Annotated in this window: 25 protein-coding genes; all 25 read right to left on the reverse strand. The window is 60.9% G+C overall.

The annotated features are described in order from the left end of the window. Nucleotides 1–974, reverse strand: a 974-nt coding sequence (locus tag AC54T3_RS16345; RefSeq protein WP_496626380.1) for a methyltransferase domain-containing protein, incomplete at its 3' end; no start/stop codon positions are given. Then, nucleotides 971–1543: a dTDP-4-dehydrorhamnose 3,5-epimerase family protein gene (locus AC54T3_RS16350; protein ID WP_496626381.1), complete on the reverse strand. Its 573-nt coding sequence runs from the start codon at nt 1541–1543 to the stop codon at nt 971–973. The genes AC54T3_RS16345 and AC54T3_RS16350, both read right to left, overlap by 4 nt. Nucleotides 1544–1548: 5 nt before the next feature. Continuing rightward, on the reverse strand, nt 1549–2637 hold the full coding sequence (gene rfbG, locus AC54T3_RS16355; RefSeq protein WP_496626382.1) for a CDP-glucose 4,6-dehydratase: 1089 nt from the start codon (nt 2635–2637) through the stop codon (nt 1549–1551). Beyond that, on the reverse strand, nt 2619–3392 hold the full coding sequence (rfbF, locus tag AC54T3_RS16360) for a glucose-1-phosphate cytidylyltransferase (RefSeq protein WP_496626383.1): 774 nt from the start codon (nt 3390–3392) through the stop codon (nt 2619–2621). Before rfbF ends, rfbG begins: the two co-directional genes overlap by 19 nt. Nucleotides 3393–3396: 4 nt before the next feature. Further along, complete coding sequence (locus tag AC54T3_RS16365; RefSeq protein WP_496626384.1) at nt 3397–5091, reverse strand: glycosyltransferase family 2 protein; 1695 nt, start codon at nt 5089–5091, stop codon at nt 3397–3399. 20 nt (nt 5092–5111) lie between these two features. After that, nucleotides 5112–5888 (reverse strand): hypothetical protein, encoded by a 777-nt coding sequence (locus tag AC54T3_RS16370; RefSeq protein WP_496626385.1) that lies wholly within the window; start codon nt 5886–5888, stop codon nt 5112–5114. After that, nucleotides 5881–6192, reverse strand: a complete 312-nt coding sequence (locus AC54T3_RS16375; protein WP_496626386.1) for a DUF4351 domain-containing protein — start codon at nt 6190–6192, stop codon at nt 5881–5883. The genes AC54T3_RS16370 and AC54T3_RS16375 overlap by 8 nt, the downstream gene beginning before the upstream one ends. 41 nt (nt 6193–6233) lie before the next feature. Beyond that, a complete protein-coding gene (locus AC54T3_RS16380; RefSeq protein WP_496626387.1) occupies nt 6234–6545 on the reverse strand; it encodes a DUF2887 domain-containing protein in 312 nt (103 codons plus the stop codon). 261 nt (nt 6546–6806) lie between these two features. Further along, a complete protein-coding gene (locus AC54T3_RS16385; RefSeq protein WP_496626388.1) occupies nt 6807–7094 on the reverse strand; it encodes a nucleotidyltransferase family protein in 288 nt (95 codons plus the stop codon). A gap of 92 nt (nt 7095–7186) precedes the next feature. Continuing rightward, nucleotides 7187–7651 (reverse strand): DUF29 domain-containing protein, encoded by a 465-nt coding sequence (locus AC54T3_RS16390; RefSeq protein WP_496626389.1) that lies wholly within the window; start codon nt 7649–7651, stop codon nt 7187–7189. 246 nt (nt 7652–7897) lie between these two features. After that, nucleotides 7898–8347, reverse strand: coding sequence for a DUF29 domain-containing protein (locus AC54T3_RS16395; protein ID WP_496626390.1), 450 nt, complete (start codon nt 8345–8347; stop codon nt 7898–7900). A gap of 41 nt (nt 8348–8388) precedes the next feature. Then, nucleotides 8389–8601, reverse strand: a complete 213-nt coding sequence (locus tag AC54T3_RS16400) for a hypothetical protein (protein WP_496626391.1) — start codon at nt 8599–8601, stop codon at nt 8389–8391. Beyond that, nucleotides 8594–9076: a type II toxin-antitoxin system VapC family toxin gene (locus tag AC54T3_RS16405; RefSeq protein ID WP_496626392.1), complete on the reverse strand. Its 483-nt coding sequence runs from the start codon at nt 9074–9076 to the stop codon at nt 8594–8596. The genes AC54T3_RS16400 and AC54T3_RS16405 overlap by 8 nt, the downstream gene beginning before the upstream one ends. Nucleotides 9077–9353: 277 nt before the next feature. After that, nucleotides 9354–10112: a DUF4351 domain-containing protein gene (locus AC54T3_RS16410; protein WP_496626393.1), complete on the reverse strand. Its 759-nt coding sequence runs from the start codon at nt 10110–10112 to the stop codon at nt 9354–9356. 316 nt (nt 10113–10428) lie between these two features. Continuing rightward, nucleotides 10429–10728, reverse strand: a complete 300-nt coding sequence (locus AC54T3_RS16415) for a DUF29 family protein (protein ID WP_496626394.1) — start codon at nt 10726–10728, stop codon at nt 10429–10431. Next, complete coding sequence (locus tag AC54T3_RS16420) at nt 10728–11345, reverse strand: hypothetical protein (RefSeq protein WP_496626395.1); 618 nt, start codon at nt 11343–11345, stop codon at nt 10728–10730. Before AC54T3_RS16420 ends, AC54T3_RS16415 begins: the two co-directional genes overlap by 1 nt. A gap of 29 nt (nt 11346–11374) precedes the next feature. After that, a complete protein-coding gene (locus AC54T3_RS16425; protein WP_496626396.1) occupies nt 11375–12064 on the reverse strand; it encodes a hypothetical protein in 690 nt (229 codons plus the stop codon). A gap of 149 nt (nt 12065–12213) precedes the next feature. After that, the gene (locus AC54T3_RS16430) at nt 12214–12663 is read right to left on the reverse strand and encodes a hypothetical protein (RefSeq protein ID WP_496626397.1); all 450 of its coding nucleotides are present in this window, start codon (nt 12661–12663) and stop codon (nt 12214–12216) included. Then, entirely contained in the window at nt 12656–13435 is a 780-nt protein-coding gene (locus AC54T3_RS16435) for a hypothetical protein (RefSeq protein WP_496626398.1), read from the reverse strand. The genes AC54T3_RS16430 and AC54T3_RS16435 overlap by 8 nt, the downstream gene beginning before the upstream one ends. Continuing rightward, complete coding sequence (locus AC54T3_RS16440; RefSeq protein WP_496626399.1) at nt 13401–14297, reverse strand: DUF2887 domain-containing protein; 897 nt, start codon at nt 14295–14297, stop codon at nt 13401–13403. The genes AC54T3_RS16435 and AC54T3_RS16440 overlap by 35 nt, the downstream gene beginning before the upstream one ends. Nucleotides 14298–14301: 4 nt before the next feature. Further along, nucleotides 14302–14451, reverse strand: a complete 150-nt coding sequence (locus AC54T3_RS16445; RefSeq protein WP_496626400.1) for a hypothetical protein — start codon at nt 14449–14451, stop codon at nt 14302–14304. A gap of 18 nt (nt 14452–14469) precedes the next feature. Beyond that, nucleotides 14470–14730, reverse strand: coding sequence for a DUF2442 domain-containing protein (locus tag AC54T3_RS16450; RefSeq protein WP_496626401.1), 261 nt, complete (start codon nt 14728–14730; stop codon nt 14470–14472). Further along, complete coding sequence (locus AC54T3_RS16455) at nt 14714–14941, reverse strand: DUF4160 domain-containing protein (RefSeq protein WP_496626402.1); 228 nt, start codon at nt 14939–14941, stop codon at nt 14714–14716. The genes AC54T3_RS16450 and AC54T3_RS16455 overlap by 17 nt, the downstream gene beginning before the upstream one ends. Continuing rightward, nucleotides 14934–15254, reverse strand: a complete 321-nt coding sequence (locus AC54T3_RS16460; RefSeq protein ID WP_496626403.1) for a hypothetical protein — start codon at nt 15252–15254, stop codon at nt 14934–14936. The genes AC54T3_RS16455 and AC54T3_RS16460 overlap by 8 nt, the downstream gene beginning before the upstream one ends. After that, on the reverse strand, nt 15247–15365 hold a 119-nt coding region (locus tag AC54T3_RS16465; protein ID WP_496626404.1), incomplete at its 5' end, for a DUF4351 domain-containing protein. The genes AC54T3_RS16465 and AC54T3_RS16460, both read right to left, overlap by 8 nt.

The following is a 15365-nucleotide window of genomic DNA, read 5'->3' on the forward strand; positions in this document are numbered from 1 at the left end:
AGGGTGTTGCCTTTGGCGGCGGCGCCGTAGGCGGCGATGCGGCGGCCGGCGCGCTGGTGTTCGATCAGGTGCGCGAGCAGATCGTTCTTGACGCGGTTGGCGCGGGGCTGGAAGGCCTGGTAGGTGGCGAGGTCCAGCAGGCCCTGTTGGTGTTCAGTAGCAAGTAGGTCGGCCACGGCCTGGGTGTTGGGGCGCGGGTCGTCGGCGTGAATGCCGTAGACGCGCAGGCTGCCGCCATGGGTGGGCAGTTGTTCGACATCCCAGAGGCGCAGGTCCTGGGCTTGGAGGATGCGCTGGACCGCGTGCAGCGAGAGGTAGGAGAAGTGCTCGTGGTAGACGGTGTCGAACTGGTTGTGCGCGATCAGCTGCAGCAGGTGCGGGAATTCGAGTGTGACGGTGCCGCTGGGCTTGAGGGCGGCCTTGAGGCCGGCAGTGAAGTCGTTGATGTCCGGCACATGGGCGTAGACGTTGTTGCCGATGATGAGGTCGGCTTGCTGGCCTTGGGCGGCGAGTTCTTGGCCGAAGGCGCTGCCGAAGAAGTCGCGTCGCACGGGGATGCCTTGGGCTTCGGCGGCGGTGGCGGTGGCGGCGGTCGGCTCGATGCCGAGACAGGGGATGCCGGCTTGGACGAAGTTGCGTAGCAGGTAGCCATCGTTGGCGGCGACCTCAATGACCAGGCTGTCGGCGTTGAGGCCGAGGCGCTGGGTGATCATGGCGCTATAGTCGGCGGCGTGCTGCAGCCAGCTGCTGGAGGTGGAGGAGAAATAGGCGTAGTCGCTGGTGAAGAGTGCGTCGGCAGCGACGAAGTCTTGGGTCTGCACCAGCCAGCAGTGGTCGCAGACGAAGAGCTTGAGCGGGTAGCTGGTCTCGGGGCGCTTGAGGTCGTCGACGCTGAGGTAGGCATTGGACGGGGGCGCGAAGCCTAAGTCCAGAAAGACATGGCGCAGCGGGGTTTGGCAGTGGCGGCAGTTCATGCGGTGCGCCCGAGATCAAGTCCGATGAAGGCGGCGGTGATTGCCGCATGGGCCTGGTCGCGCGCGGAGCGTTCGCTGATCGGCAGTGGCCAGTCGATGGCGAGCGCGGGGTCGAGCGCGTTGAGGCCGCCTTCCGCGTCGGGCTGATAGGCGGCAGTGTGCAGGTAGAGCAGTTCGCACTGGTCGGTGAGGGTCTGAAAGCCGTGGGCGAAGCCTTCGGGGATGACCAGGCTGCGGTGATTATCGGCGCTCAGTTGCTCGGCGTGCCAGCGTCGGAAGGTGGGTGAGCCTTGGCGCAGGTCGACGGCGACATCGAAGACCTCGCCGCGCAGGCAGGTGACGAGCTTCATCTCGGCGTGGGGCGGATGCTGGAAGTGTAGGCCACGAACGGTGCCCGCTTTGGCGGTGAGCGTGCGGTTGATCTGGAGGATCTGGCGGTTGCCGAGGATGCTGCCGAGTTCTTGAGTGCAGAACAGACGCTCGAGGTAGCCGCGCTCATCGCCGATGGGATGGCGTTGGATAAGGCCCAGCCCGGCAATCGCTGTTGGATGGATGCTGAAACGCGACATGGCCATCAACCATCCGTCATGCATTGGTCGCTTGATGCCGCAGCCTGAAAAGCCGCGATATCTTGCCGGCAAAGCTCTGCCGCTGATTCGCCATTAGCTTGCCTGCGATACCAGTTCATCGTGCGCTGAAGACTCTCTTTCAGGGGCCAGCGTGGAGACACACCGAGCTGGTGCCGCACCTTGGCGATCTCCAACGCCAGCCAGCCGGCTTCATGCGGCCCTTGGATGTCCTCTTCCCAATGAATCTCACCCCGCTGGAACAGGTCACGGGCTTGGCTGATGAGCTGGCGAACGCTGACGGCTTCGTGCGTTTCTGGGCCGAAGTTGTAGGCATCGGCGAGTTCGGGTTGGTGCCAGAGTTGTTCGGCCAGGCGCAGGTAGCCGTGCACTGGTTCGAGGACATGCTGCCAGGGTCGGGTCGCATCCGGGCGCCGAACCTGTAGTGGAGTCTCGCTGCTCCAGGCGCGCACGGCATCGGGGATTAGGCGGTCTGCCGACCAGTCACCGCCGCCGATGACATTGCCGGCGCGGGCCGAGGCCACGGCAACGCCCTGCTCCTTGAGGAAAGCGGCGCGATAACTTGCAATGACCAGTTCCGCAGCGGCTTTGCTGGCGCTGTAGGGATCGTGACCACCGAGCTGATCCGTCTCGCGGTATGGAAAGGGCTGTTCGGTGTTGTGGTAGACCTTATCGGTGGTGATAGCCACAACGACGCGCGTACTTGGCAGGCCGCGAAGCGCATCGAGCAGATTGGCCGTCCCCTGGACATTGGTCGCGAAGGTGCCGAGCGGATCACGGTAGCTCGCCCTCACCAGCGGCTGTGCAGCAAGATGGAAGACGATCTGAGGATCGGCAAGGCGCACCAGCCCAGCCAAGGCTTCGGCATCTCGGACATCCTGAAGATGGCTCTCGCAGAGGTCCGCGATCCCGGCAAGTTGATAGAGGCTTGGATCCGTCGCGGGTTCAAGCCCAATGCCCGTGACCTGAGCGCCCAGCCGATGCAGCCAAAACGCAAGCCAACCGCCTTTGAATCCGGTATGGCCGCTGAGCAAGACGCGTTTGCCAGACCAGAAGGCTAGTCCCAGATCTTCCATGGCGCTCTCCCTTGCTCCCACAGTGACTCAAGATGGTTTTTGTCTCGCAAGGTGTCCATGGGCTGCCAGAATCCCTGATGCTCGAAGGCCATGAGCTGGCCATTGCTGGCGAGCGTTTCCAGTGGTCCACTCTCCCAGGAGGTCTGATCTCCGTCGATCAGATCGAGACAGCGCGGTGAGAGCACGAAGAATCCGCCGTTGATCAGCCCCCCGTCGCCTCGGGGTTTTTCGGTGAAGCCAGTCACTTGCCGACCCTTGCATTGCAGAGCACCGTAGCGGCCTGGCGGCTGCACGGCTGTCACGGTTGCGAGTTTCCCGTGGGATCTGTGGAAGCGGATCAGCGCGGCTATATCGACGTCGCTGAGGCCGTCGCCGTAGGTAAAGCAGAAGGCCTCATCCTGCTCGATGTACTCGCGCGCCCGTCGTAGCCGACCACCGGTGAGCGTGTCTTCACCGGTATCGACCAGCGTGACACGCCAGGGCTCTGCATGTTTATGATGCACTTCCATGGCATTGGTCATCATGTCAAAGGTGACGTCTGACATGTGCAGGAAATAGTTAGCGAAATACTCCTTGATCATGTACCCCTTATAGCCGCAGCAGATCACGAATTCGTTCACGCCATGGGCAGAATAGAGTTTCATGATGTGCCAAAGAATGGGTCTGCCTCCGATCTCGATCATCGGCTTGGGTTTGAGGTGGGTTTCTTCAGCGATGCGTGTTCCGAGACCGCCGGCTAATAGGAGGCATTTCATCGAATTATCTCACCGCCTTCACTTTCGCCGTTTGCGGTTGTGCTAGCTGCCTTTCCCAGCGTCGCTTTAGCAGATCTTTGATCTGAGTTTGCATGACTTTGAGCGGCCGCTTGGGCTTGAACAGGCGGCTCTCATAAAGCTTTGAAAGATCATCCAGATAATATTGGTAGAAGTCACTGCGGTCCAGCACTGACCCCTGCTCTCCAGTAATTCGCTCAGCCTGCGTCTCCTTGCGGCTAAGAAAATAGCGTCGGTAATAATGCACGTCTTTGATCTGCTGAAGCTTGCCAAACCAGAGCAAGCGACTAATCAAAACGTGATCACCTGAGATGGTATTCCGAAATTCAGCATCAACGAGATATTTTCTTGGAAACACCGAGTGAAATATTGTGCAATTAGCGAGCCGGACAATCGACTGTACATATCGCTGCAGCGCATCATCCTGACTGAAGTCATACAGCGCAGCTTCAACGATCTTTTTTTCTTCTACCCCATCAAAGACCGCATAAGGATAACCACAGACCATTGATAGAGAGGAATCCGCAGCAAGCCGCTCCGTGACTGCCTTCAGATAGCCCGCAGATAAGTAGTCATGGGCGCCAAGCCACATGAACAACTCTGATCTGCTATGTTCAAAAAGAAAAACGAAATTACCCCCTGCACCCACATTGTTCGGCTGACGAAAAATCTCGAAGCGTTCGTCGCCGGCAACTTCGTCTCGAATAATCTCAAGTGTCCGATCTGTTGAGCAATTATCCGAAATCAGGAATTTTACATCCTCGATGTCTTGTATCTTCAGTGAGTGAATCGTCTCCTGAATATAGTTTTCTTCGTTATAGACGGGAACGCCGACGCAGAGCTTATAGGTGCGCTGTTTACTCTGGAGTTGCGCTGGATCGTCAATCACGGTGGTTTTGCTCGACCGCGAACCGGACGACCGCCCCGCTTGGCCCCTTTGACCGAGATCACTCCAGATCGCTGCGTTGAGACTCTGCGTGATAAGCTGCGATTCTGGTTTGATAGTGACTTTCTTTCCTAGCCGTAGCGCAGCCAACGCCAGCATACACTCGCTTCCAATGCCTGCCTCGGGCAACTTGCGGCGCTGCGCCAGGCGTGCGAGTTCGACTTGCGGCTGTGCGTGGCGGCGTTGGGCGTTGAGTTGGATATCGGTCTCGAGCAGCAGCGCGCTTAGCCAGGCGTCGAGGTCGTCGGTGTTACCCCCAGCGCCGCCCGCTGCTCGCGGCGGGCACGCGTCGAAGCGGGCACAACTGGGCAGGAAGGGTCGTTCGCGCAGGGCGGCGGCCTGATCCTGTGCGTGGTGGCTGGGCGGCTGGGTTGAGCGCTCGCTAGAGGACGGCGTGGCTTGGGCGGCGTGCTCGCGCTGCGCTAACAGTGCGCTACTCAGCTGTCGGGCCGCCTGTGGCTCACCGAAGGCGCTCACCACCCGCAGGCGCAGCAGTTGCGTGGCGATGTGCTGATCCCCAGCAGCGGTTAGCTCCGCGAGTCGGGCGCGGCTGGCGCGGAGCTGCTGATACCGCTCGCTCAGTGGGCGCTCTGGGTCGAAGGCCGCGAGGGCGGCATCCAGGGCGGCGCTGTAGGCCTCGGGTAGCTCGGCGGCGGCATCGCGCCAGCCGGGCAGTAGCGCGGCAGCGAAGGGATAGCGGCTGAGTGCTTGCGGCCAGAGGGGTGCGGCAGGCATGGCGGGTGTGCTGGGTTTCATCAGTCAGTTGGGACCAACCGCCCCTGTTCGCGCAGCCAGGCGGCGCGGGAGGCTCGACAGGCAAACAGCGTCGCCGGTGTTTCGTCGTCGGCCTCTTCGGCAACGGCGACCAGGGCGTTGAGGGCCGGAATCAGCCGGTAGAGGTCGAGGCCGGCGGCCTGCAGGGCGGGGAGCGAGGGGTGTGTGCTGGGGAGCATGACGAGCGGATCATGCAGCGCATCGGCCTCAGCAGCCACAGAATGAGCCTCAACAGCAACGCTATCGGCTTCAGCAGCAAGGGCAGCCTGATCATCGGCAACCGGCTCGGGATCAGACTCAGGATCAGCCTCGGCGGCTTGCAGCCAGCGCGGATCGAGCGGGGTCTCGGCGCCGAGGCGAATGAGATCGAACGCGCCTTCGCTAGCCGCCCGCTTGAGCGCCGGCTGGACAGGTTGCGCCGGCGTTTCACTCGGCGTCGGCGTCTGGATCACCGCTTGCAGGCCATTGTCCGCCACCGAGCGCGCGAACAGGGGATGGGGGTTGAGGGCGGTCAGCTGCCCTGCTCCGTTCAAGCCCTGCGCCATGGCGAGCGCGTCAAGCCCGAGGCCGGTGTCGGCATCCAACAGGCGCAGGCCGGGTTGTATCAGCTGGCGCAGGAAGGCGTGCTCGGGTTCGGGCCAGGCTTCGTACTCCAGCAGCGTCAGGGTCACCGGATTGTCGAGGTCAGCCGGTACGTTGACCTGGAGACCGTTGCTGAGGTTGAGGATCCAGCAGGGCGGCACGGTTTGCTCAGCCATTCGGTTGGCGTGTGGGATGCGCAGCGAGCCAGGTCTCGAGGTCGGCGGTGGCGCTGAAGTCGAGCAGTGCTTCGATGAGGTCTTCGAGCTGGTCGACGGATAGCGCTTGGATGCGCGTTTGTTGCGTCTTACTCAGCGTGCCGAGGCGGCGGCGCAGGAGGCGCAGGGCCATCCGTTGGGCTTCGCGCTGGCGACCTTCTTGGCGGCCTTCCTCTCGGCCTTCTTCCTGCCAAATCGGCTGGTTCTTGGCGACAATCTCCCGATAGGCGCGGGTCTGTTCGAGTGGGGTCAGTTCACCGAGCATGCGGAGGATCTCCTCTAGGGTCTGGTCCTGAAAACGCGCCATCAGCCAGGATTGGAACACATCGAGACAGTGGCGGCGTGCGGTGTCGGACAGCGGGGCTTGTTGAATGTGACCATAGGCGATGGGGGCTTGTTCGCGCAAATGCTGTCGTCTTTCTGGGCCTGCACTTCGATCGCCCAGATCGCTTGCTTGGGATCGGCGGGAAGGACGACGCCGTCGATGCGCCGCTCCAGGGCTTTGACGTCGATGGCTTCGAAGTCGTAGGGGCCATCGATGCTGAGGCCATCGGTGAGCAGGCACAGGAACTCGGGGTCGGCGCCGAGAAGCAGATCGATCTGTTTGTCGGTGTGCATCTGCTCAGCGGTGGCCGATGGTGTTGAGGGCGGTCAGCTGCCCCTCACCGTTCAAGATCGTTGGACTCATCGACTGTAGTTCCGCTGGCAGAAGTCGGCCAGCCGCTGATGCCAGTCCATCAAGATCGGTGCTGCTTGGACAAGCTCGCTGAAAAAAAAGAATGGGCATCAAGCGGCTGACGTGATCCAAGGAATACGCCAAGTAGCCGCGCATGCGCTCGAGGTGTTCGAGTTTCTTGGCGATCAGTTGGAGATGTTGGGTCATCGCAGCAAGCGGCCTTCGCGCTGAGCAATCTCTGCAATGGGTGAGCGCTCTTCGACGCCGCGCACAATGAGGTCAACCGGTATGTCCAAGGTTTCTTCAAGCTCAATCTTACAGCAGAGTTCGTTGCGTAGTGCGTGATCTTTGGTCTCGACGAAGAGATCGAGATCGCCGCCTTTCTTGGCGTCATCGAGCCTTGAGCCGAACAGCCATATCCGCGACGCTCGCCCTAAATGGCGCTGGACGCTCTGAACGATGGTCTGTGTTTGTGCATCTGTCAGGCGCATGGCGGCTTCAAGCGTCGATGGTCCCTGGAGGCCGGTGTTGAGGTGAAGGCTCTGTCAAGTCCCGGGTTCTGGTGCTCTCTATTGTGTGCCGATTAACCGCTTCCGTTTAGGACGTGATCCAGCGTCACCGCAGGCCGGTCGGGGAAGGCGCTGAGCGGCAGCTGTGAGCGTGCGGCAGCGATGTCGCGCGCGTCGGCATAGCAGGTCTCGTACAGGTCGTTGAGATAAGGTCTAAGGCTCGGACTGTCATCCAGTTCATCGCGAATCTGTTTGCGAAAGCTGGTGATCTCGGCACGCCAATGGTTGCCGTTGCGAGGCGCTTCATCCGTCCAATACTCAAGCTTGAGGAGGTGCACAAGCAGTTGCCGGAGCAACTGTTTCACTGTGCGCTTTTCTCGGAGACTCAAATCATCGATCTCCTCGAGCAGATGGGTGACATCAATGGCGGCAAAGTCACCCTGCGCAAGCTTGTTGCGCGTGTCTTGTAGCCATAGCGCGTAATCCGCTTCATACGCAGCGGTGGCTCTCTCATGGTGATCGCGCAATGGACTGTGCATCGTCAGGGTATTCCGTTGGCCTCGATCAGGTTGAGTGTCCAGTGTGCAGCCCTTTTAAGGTGCATAAAAACAACATTTAAGATCAGCCGGTTACGATATCAGAGTGGATCTTACAGCCATCGAATCCAGCGATCTCCTACAAGCACTTCGAAGAAAAATCAGGGGCTTGCAGCTGGACACATTTCGCCACCTTAAAAGGGCTGGTGTCCAGTGGTGTGGTATGGGCATCGGTTGCGGGGACATCGATTAGTCGCTTCCAGGCTCGGGCCAGTAGTCCTCGTCGAGCAGTTGCTCGAGGGTAAAAGGGGGTGTCTCGGGAAAGGTTGTGATCGGCAAGCCGGTTTCATCCGCGGCTTCCTGACGGGCGCGCGGGTAGGTGTCCACAAGGGCGGTCGGCAGGGTGGATTTCAGGCTTGGACTGTCTCTGAGCAACAGTTTGATATCGTTGCGCTGGGTGATAATGGTCACTGACCAGCTCCGCGAGCGCTTGTCTGGCTGATGTTCGAGCTTGAGCAGATGCATCATGAGCACGATCAGGCGGTTGCGCAATTGCCGGCGCTCGCTGCGACGCATCCCCTCAAGCTCCTCAATCAGTTGCTCTCGATCTAGGCGTTCGAGCTGACCCCTACGCAGGTGGCTGACCTGGGTCTGAAGCCAGCGCAGGTAGTCGGTGTCGTCGTGGTGGGCGGTCTGCATGATGAGGGGCGTTCGTTTCGATTGGACTGTCGAAGTCTAGCCTACATTTTTCGGTGAATGAAGCGAGTTCGCTGCAATACCGAGTGAGGGACTGGTTTTAAATCGACGGGAGGCGCTAAAACTTGGAAACCCGCAGCCTTCAGCTTCGCCTCACCATCTTGTATCTCCTTGAATAGATCATCGAGGTCGTTGCCATACTGAGCGCCAATCTCATCTTTGATAGCATGGATTTCCACCATAATTTCATCAGTCATCAAGCTGTCCTCCAAGAAGTTCTTCAGGCGTACAGATGATCGGAAGAAACAATCCCCGTTGCTCAAAAGATTCCGCGATCTTTTCCTGGATCACTGGATTGGCAATATGACGACAATTCCAGGTTAAAAGAAAATCAACGCGATGCAGCGTCGAAATCGTGATATGAAGCGCATCTTCAATGGCCTTGGCAGGAATAATGGTTTGTTCAATGAGTGATTCCGCCAAACGAATCATGTCCTGCGTGACCGCGAGCACGGGCATCCCCTCAAGGGCTGCAAGCCGCCTTTGCGCAGCGACCGGATCGCCAGCGGCGCACTCTTGCCAGACTCGCTGAGAAATCACCAGTTCATAGTCAGAACGCCTCTCCCACCAAGCCAGCGTCATTTGCTGATGTGCGGCGCCAATAATGGTTCTGCTAGGGCGTGCCGTCAGATAGCTGATGACCGAGGTTTCGATGTAGAGTTTGCGCTTCATGCTTGCAGTGGCACTCAGGATGCGCTGTGGCTGGCAGCGAACAGGGGATGGGGGTTGAGGGCCATGGCGAGCGCGTCAAGCCCGAGGCCGGTGTCGGCATCCAACAGGCGCATGCCGGGTTGGATGAGCTGGCGCAGGAAGGCGTGCTCGGGCTTGGGCCAGGCTTCGACCTCCAGCAGTGTGAGGGTGACTGGGTTGTCGAGATCGGCCGGAACGTTGACCTGGAGGCCGTTGCTGAGGTTGAGGGTCCAGTGTCCAGTGGGGCGGCACGGTTTGCTCAGCCGTTCGGTTGGCGTGTGGGATGCGCGGCGAGCCAGGTCTCAAGGTCGGCGGTGGCGCTGAAGTCGAGCAGTGCTTCGATGAGGTCTTCGAGCTGGTCGACGGATAGCGCTTGGACATGCACTTGTTGCGCCTTACTCAGCGTGCCGAGGCGACGGCGCAGGAGGCGCAGGGCCACCCGTTGGGCTTCGCGCTGACGCCCTTCTTGGCGGCCTTCCTCTCGGCCTTCCTGCCGGCCTTCCTCTCGGCCTTCCTCCAGCCAAATCGGCTGGTTTTTTGCCACAATCTCCCGATAGGCACGGGTCTGTTCAAGGGGAGTCAGTTCACCGAGCATAACGAGGATCTCCTCTAGGGTCTGGTCCTGAAAGCGCGCCATGAGCCAGGATTGGAACACATCGAGACAGTGGCGGCGGGCGGTGTCGGACAGCGGGGCTTGTTGAATCTGACCATAGGCGATGGGTGCTTGTTCGCGCAAGCGCGCAGGGTCTTCGATCAGATAGGGCAAGAAGGTGGCCAGCAAGGGGTGCTCGGGCTGGGTCTGGCTGAGCTGCTTGAGTACACCGACGAGATAGACACGGCGGATCGGGAGTGCCGGATCGCGGGCGATGGCGCTGTGCCAAGGTTCGGTCTTCGGGTCGTGCTCGGGGCTGAGGAACAGCAGCAGTCCGCACACGGGTTGCTCGGGGCGACGCTCGCCGAGCAGGCCCATGTCGATCAGCAGGCGATGGTAGATGCTGTTGTCTTTCTGGGCCTGCACTTCGATGGCCCAGATCGCTTGCTTGGGTCGGCGGGAAGGACGACGCCGTCGATGCGCCGCTCCAGGGCTTTGACGTCGATGGCTTCGAAGTCGTGGGGGCCATCGATGCTGAGGCCATCGGTGAGCAGGCACAGGAACTCGCGGTCGGCGCCGAGGAGCAGATAGGATCAAGGGCGGCGCTGTAGGCAACAGGCAGCATCGCCGCAGAGGCGCGTCAATTAGGCAGAAGTGCGGCTGCGAAGGGATAGCGGGCAAGTGCTTGGGGCCAGAGCGGGGCTATTGGGGCCTTGGGGGACATGTCGATGAGCATCAATCTTTATTGTTTGAGTGCCTGTTCCAGCGTCTGCCAGGGCTGCTCGGGAAAGGTATTCAGCGGCAGTTGCGATCGCGCTGCTGCGATGTCGCGTGCGTCTGTGTAGCAGGTTTCATAAATGTCGTTGATGTAGGCCTTCAAACTCGGGCTGTCTTCTAGCTCACGGCGCGCCAGCTTGCCACGGGTCTCTTGCAGCCAGAGAAAATAATCGGCGTCATAGGCCGGTGCTGTGTCGTCGGTTTCTCGCAATAGACTGTGCATGGTCGGGGCAGGAAGGCGTTGATGTTCACGCGGGCGTTGCATTAGGTGGATCGGATCAGCCGCCCCTGTTCGCCCAGCCAGGCGGCGCGGGTGTCGCCACAGGCAAAGAGGATAGCCGGTTCTTCGTCTGTTGCTAACGCGACTAAGGCATTCAGCGCCGGGATCAGTCGGTAGACGCCAAGGCCGGCGGCTTGCAGGTCGGCCAGGGCGGCGCTGTCGCTGGGCAGCATGAGCAGCGGGTCGGCCTGTTGCAGCCAGCGCGGGTCGAGCTTGGTGGTGGTGCCGAGTCGGATCAGGTCGAAGGTGCCTTCGTCAGCGGCCCGCTCGGGTGCCGGTTGGGCCGGCGTTTGATTTGGCGTCGGCGTCTGAATCACAGCCTGCAAGCCATTGTCTGCCACCGAGCGCGCGAATAGGGGATGAGTGTTGAGGGCGGTCAACTGCCCTGCTCCGTTCAGGCCTTGGGCCATGGCGAGCGCGTCAAGTCCCAGGCCGGTGTCGGCATCCAACAGGCGCATCCCGGGTTGGATGAGCTGGCGTAGGAAGGCGTGCTCGGGCTCGGGCCAGTCTTCATACTCGAGCAGCGTCAGGGTGACCGGGTGGTCAAGGTCGGCTGGGACGTTGACCTGGAGGCCGGTGTTGAGGGTCCAGTGGGGCTGCATCGGTTGGTTGGATGACGGTTAGGGTTTGCTTACGCCAGCGCTGCCGACTCATGAAGTGCTGAGGCCATCTTGCGATAGCGGCGTTCGGAGAGCGCTTCCTCAACAAGTGGAAGACCTCTCTTTTTGATCCAGCTCAACAATCTTTTTTTGCCGGGAATTTCGGTTTCTGCGGCGGCTTGCTCGGCAATTCCGCGCAGTCGGGCGACGGGGTCGTCCTCGGCAACTGCATATGCACCAATATCAGAGAGAAACACCAGCCTGGACATCATCAGGGACCAACTCGCTAACTCCACCTGACGCTCAAGACTGCCTGTGGTCTGGTAGCGCAAATCGCTCGGTTCAGGCTCGGGTGGGGCTGATACCTGCAAGCGACGTTTCGTCCACCAGAGAAGATGCAGTCCGCTGGTCCATTGCCCGCCACGTTGGGTGCATCGGCGCACATAGGCCCGGCCAAGGGTCAGCATCGCCAGCTCCGCTCGGAAGGTATCCAGTGCGTGAAGTTGCGCGAGTGATTCGATTTTGGTGCCATATTCGCCATAGTCGGCAACCGCCTCCCCCACTTTGTCGTGTCGGATGAAGGCCGCTGAGGCAGCAATATGCTCATCTCCACTCACGGGCTCTTGATCTGATAGCTTCTGGACTTGCTGCGCACATGTGAACACCTGTTGATGTCGATCGCTAAACATCTGCGCAGAGTCCAGCAGGAGATCTTTGCGCAAGTGCCTAGCACAGGTCGTTTCCTCAGCCCGCAGGAGCACGACGCGCTGCTCAGTACAAAAGCCCATCGACAGTCCGACAGCACCATGCTGTAGGGCGTTGTGCCAACAGTTGGCACATGAGGCAAGGACTTGGGGGTGCATGGCAACGCCTAAGTGGTTTGGAAGACCTGATCGACTATCTGGCGAAGCGTTTGTGCAGTCGCGTCTCCTGACGCAGTAAAGTCTGCCAGATGCTCCTGCCATTCCTCGACATATTGCCGCGCCCGCATAACCTCAAAAGCGCTTGGCCATTCGGCGTCACCCTTTCCATGTCCGCGTAAAAGCTGGAGCAGTTCCTTTCTGGAGCGATGAGCGATCCCAAGCGCCCGCCAGTGCTTAGGGTGGGCGATATAGATTTTGCCTTCAGTCCCTGTGAAATGGCTTGCCAGGTTGCGATCTTCAGATGCAGAGAGGTAGGGTGTCTCGCGGCCATGCCCCTCCAGGTAAAGAACGTGTCTCACAATGGAGCGGCTCGCTTGCGGATAAGGCAGACTCGCACCGTCCGACTGATCACCCCGGTATAAAGGGTCCCGGGTCAGTTTCCAGGATGCCTTAGGCATGGATCAACCGTCCTTGTTCGCGCAGCCAAGTCGCGCGGGACGCTCGACAGGCAAACAGCGTAGCAGGTTTTTCCTCGTCTGCCTCTTCGGCGACGGCCACCAGGGCGTTGAGGGCCGGAATCAGCCGGTAGAGGTCGAGGCCAGCGGCCTGCAGGTCAGGGATCGAGGGGCTTGTGCTGGGGAGCATGACGAGCGGATCATGCAACGCATCGGCCTCAGCAGCAACAGAATGAGCCTCAACAGCAACGATATCGGCTTCAGCAGCAATGGCAGCCTGATCATCGGCAACCGGCTCGGGATCAGCCTCGGCGGGTTGCAGCCAGCGCGGATCAAGCGGGGTCTCGGCGCTGAGGCGAATCAGATCGAAGGCGCTTTCTGCTGCGGCTCGCTTGGGTGCGGGTTGGGCCGGCGTCTGGCTCGGCGTCGGCGTCTGGATCACCGCCTGCAAGCCATTGTCCGCCACCGAGCACGCGAACAGGGGATCGGGGTTGAGGGCGATCACCTGACCTGCTCCGTTCAGACCCTGGGCCATGGCGAGCGCGTCAAGCCCCAGCCCGGTGTCGGCATCCAAGAGGCGCATGCCGGGTTGGATGAACTGGCGCAGGAAGGAATGCGCGGGCTCGGGCCAGTCTTCGTACTCCAGCAGCGTCAGGGTGACCGGGTTGTCCAGATCAGCCGGGACGTTGACCTTGAGGCCGTTGCTGAGGTTGAGGGTCCAGTGGGGAGGCACGGTTTGCTCAGGCGTTGGGTTGGCGTGTGGGATGCGCGGCAAGCCAGGTCTCAAGGTCGGCGATGGCGCTGAAGTCGAGCAGCGCTTCGCCGAGGTCTTCAAGCTGGTCGACGGGCAGCGCCTGCACGCGCGCTTGTTGCGACTTGCTTAGCGTGCCGAGACGGCGGCGCAGTTGGCGCAGGGCCATCCGTTGGGCTTCGCGCTGGCGGCCTTCCTCCAGCCAAAGCGGCTGGTTTTTCGCCACAATCTCCCGATAGGCGCGGGTCTGTTCAAGGGGAGTCAGTTCACCGAGCATGACGAGGATCTCCTCTAAGGTCTGGTCCTGAAAACGCGCCATCAGCCAAGATTGGAAGACATCGAGACAGTGGCGGCGGGCTGTGTCGGACAGCGGGGCTTGTTGGATCTGACCATAGGCGATGGGTGCTTGTTCGCGCAAGCTCGCGCGGTCTTCGATCAGATACGGCAGGAAGGTGGCGAGCAAGGGGTGCTCGGGCTGGGTCTGGCTGAGCTGCTTGAGCACCTCGATGAGGTAGACGCGGCGGATCGGGAGTTCGGGATCGCGGGCGATGGCGCTGTGCCAGGGTTCGGTCTTCGGGTCGTGCTCGGGGCTGAGGAACAGGAGCAGGCCACAGACGGGTTGCGCGGGGCGGCGTTCGCCGAGCAGGCCCATGTCGATCAGCAGGCGATGGTAGATGCTGTCGTCTTTCTGGGCCTGCACTTCGATCGCCCAGATCGCTTGCTTGGGGTCGGCGGGGAGCACGACGCCGTCGATGCGCCGCTCCAGGGCCTTGACGTCGATGGCTTCGAAGTCGTAAGGGCCATCGATGCTGAGGCCATCGGTGAGCAGACGCAGGAACTCGCGGTCGGCGCCGAGGAGCAGATAGATCTGCTTGTCGGTGTGCATCTGCTCAGCGGTGGCCGATGGTGTTGAGGGCGGTCAGCTGCCCTGCTCCGTTCAGGCCCTGGGCCATGGCAAGCGCGTCAAGCCCCAGGCGGGTGTCGGCATTCAACAGGCGCATGCCGGGTTGGATGAGTTGGCGCAGGTGACCGCTCAACATCGCATTGATCGTCGAGCGCTAAAGGCAACGGTAGCGGGCAAGGCTTTCAGGCGCGAGGTCTTCGCCCTCGGGCCAGCAGAGGGCGCCGAGCGGATCAACCCCTACCTGGCGAAAATAGCGTTCTTGGCGAAGCCGCCAATAGGCCTCACGGCGCTGGATCAGCGGATCAAGGTCGATCACCCAGCGTTCTCCACCGGCGAGCGCGACCTGTAGACGTCGTTGTTCAAGTGGTTCCGCCTGAGTCACACGTGGCCAAGGGGTTTCAACCGCTAAGCTCATCCCATTTCTCCTGCAACTCGGTCTGGTTGTCGCAAATAAAGCGCTGAATCTTCTTCGCTTGCGCGGGCGGCATCTGCCCTGCCATCAATTCGCCGTTATCAAGCCGAAAAGCGCCAGCATAGTCGCCATACATGGCGTGGCAATGCGGCACACCATGATCGTCCATGTACAGGTAGATCGAGATGCCGAAAAAGAAGGCGATTCTAGGCATCGATGGTGTCTTCGGTGGCTGTGATGATCGCATCAGCCGACATCAGCCGCCCCTGTTCGCGCAACCAGCCAGCGCGGATCGAGCGGGGTCTCGGCGCCGAGGCGAGCGCATCGAGCCCCAGGCCGGTGTCGGCATCCAAGAGGCGCATGCCGGGGTGGATGAGCTGGCGCAGGAAGGCGTGCTCGGGTTCGGGCCAGGCTTCGTACTCCAGCAGCGTCAGGGTCACCGGATTGTCGAGGTCAGCCGGTACGTTGACCTGGAGACCGTTGCTGAGGTTGAGGATCCAGCAGGGCGGCACGGTTTGCTCAGCCATTCGGTTGGCGTGTGGGATGCGCAGCGAGCCAGGTCTCGAGGTCGGCGGTGGCGCTGAAGTCGAGCAGTGCTTCGATGAGGTCTTCGAGCTGGTCGACGGATAGCGCTTGGA

It is taken from the genome of Halochromatium sp. NSM3, from assembly GCF_059621085.1.

Excerpts from the sequence above, each read along its gene's own strand:
- AC54T3_RS16350 (WP_496626381.1), bottom strand. The coding sequence starts at position 1,543 with ATGTCGCGTTTCAGCATCCATCCAACAGCGATTGCCGGGCTGGGCCTT.
- rfbG (WP_496626382.1), bottom strand. The coding sequence starts at position 2,637 with ATGGAAGATCTGGGACTAGCCTTCTGGTCTGGCAAACGCGTCTTGCTC.
- rfbF (WP_496626383.1), bottom strand. The coding sequence starts at position 3,392 with ATGAAATGCCTCCTATTAGCCGGCGGTCTCGGAACACGCATCGCTGAA.
- AC54T3_RS16365 (WP_496626384.1), bottom strand. The coding sequence starts at position 5,091 with ATGCCTGCCGCACCCCTCTGGCCGCAAGCACTCAGCCGCTATCCCTTC.
- AC54T3_RS16370 (WP_496626385.1), bottom strand. The coding sequence starts at position 5,888 with ATGGCTGAGCAAACCGTGCCGCCCTGCTGGATCCTCAACCTCAGCAAC.
- AC54T3_RS16375 (WP_496626386.1), bottom strand. The coding sequence starts at position 6,192 with ATGCTCGGTGAACTGACCCCACTCGAACAGACCCGCGCCTATCGGGAG.
- AC54T3_RS16380 (WP_496626387.1), bottom strand. The coding sequence starts at position 6,545 with ATGCACACCGACAAACAGATCGATCTGCTTCTCGGCGCCGACCCCGAG.
- AC54T3_RS16385 (WP_496626388.1), bottom strand. The coding sequence starts at position 7,094 with ATGCGCCTGACAGATGCACAAACACAGACCATCGTTCAGAGCGTCCAG.
- AC54T3_RS16390 (WP_496626389.1), bottom strand. The coding sequence starts at position 7,651 with ATGCACAGTCCATTGCGCGATCACCATGAGAGAGCCACCGCTGCGTAT.
- AC54T3_RS16395 (WP_496626390.1), bottom strand. The coding sequence starts at position 8,347 with ATGCAGACCGCCCACCACGACGACACCGACTACCTGCGCTGGCTTCAG.
- AC54T3_RS16400 (WP_496626391.1), bottom strand. The coding sequence starts at position 8,601 with ATGACTGATGAAATTATGGTGGAAATCCATGCTATCAAAGATGAGATT.
- AC54T3_RS16405 (WP_496626392.1), bottom strand. The coding sequence starts at position 9,076 with ATGAAGCGCAAACTCTACATCGAAACCTCGGTCATCAGCTATCTGACG.
- AC54T3_RS16415 (WP_496626394.1), bottom strand. The coding sequence starts at position 10,728 with ATGCAACGCCCGCGTGAACATCAACGCCTTCCTGCCCCGACCATGCAC.
- AC54T3_RS16420 (WP_496626395.1), bottom strand. The coding sequence starts at position 11,345 with ATGCAGCCCCACTGGACCCTCAACACCGGCCTCCAGGTCAACGTCCCA.
- AC54T3_RS16430 (WP_496626397.1), bottom strand. The coding sequence starts at position 12,663 with ATGCCTAAGGCATCCTGGAAACTGACCCGGGACCCTTTATACCGGGGT.
- AC54T3_RS16440 (WP_496626399.1), bottom strand. The coding sequence starts at position 14,297 with ATGCACACCGACAAGCAGATCTATCTGCTCCTCGGCGCCGACCGCGAG.
- AC54T3_RS16445 (WP_496626400.1), bottom strand. The coding sequence starts at position 14,451 with ATGTTGAGCGGTCACCTGCGCCAACTCATCCAACCCGGCATGCGCCTG.
- AC54T3_RS16450 (WP_496626401.1), bottom strand. The coding sequence starts at position 14,730 with ATGAGCTTAGCGGTTGAAACCCCTTGGCCACGTGTGACTCAGGCGGAA.
- AC54T3_RS16455 (WP_496626402.1), bottom strand. The coding sequence starts at position 14,941 with ATGCCTAGAATCGCCTTCTTTTTCGGCATCTCGATCTACCTGTACATG.
- AC54T3_RS16460 (WP_496626403.1), bottom strand. The coding sequence starts at position 15,254 with ATGGCTGAGCAAACCGTGCCGCCCTGCTGGATCCTCAACCTCAGCAAC.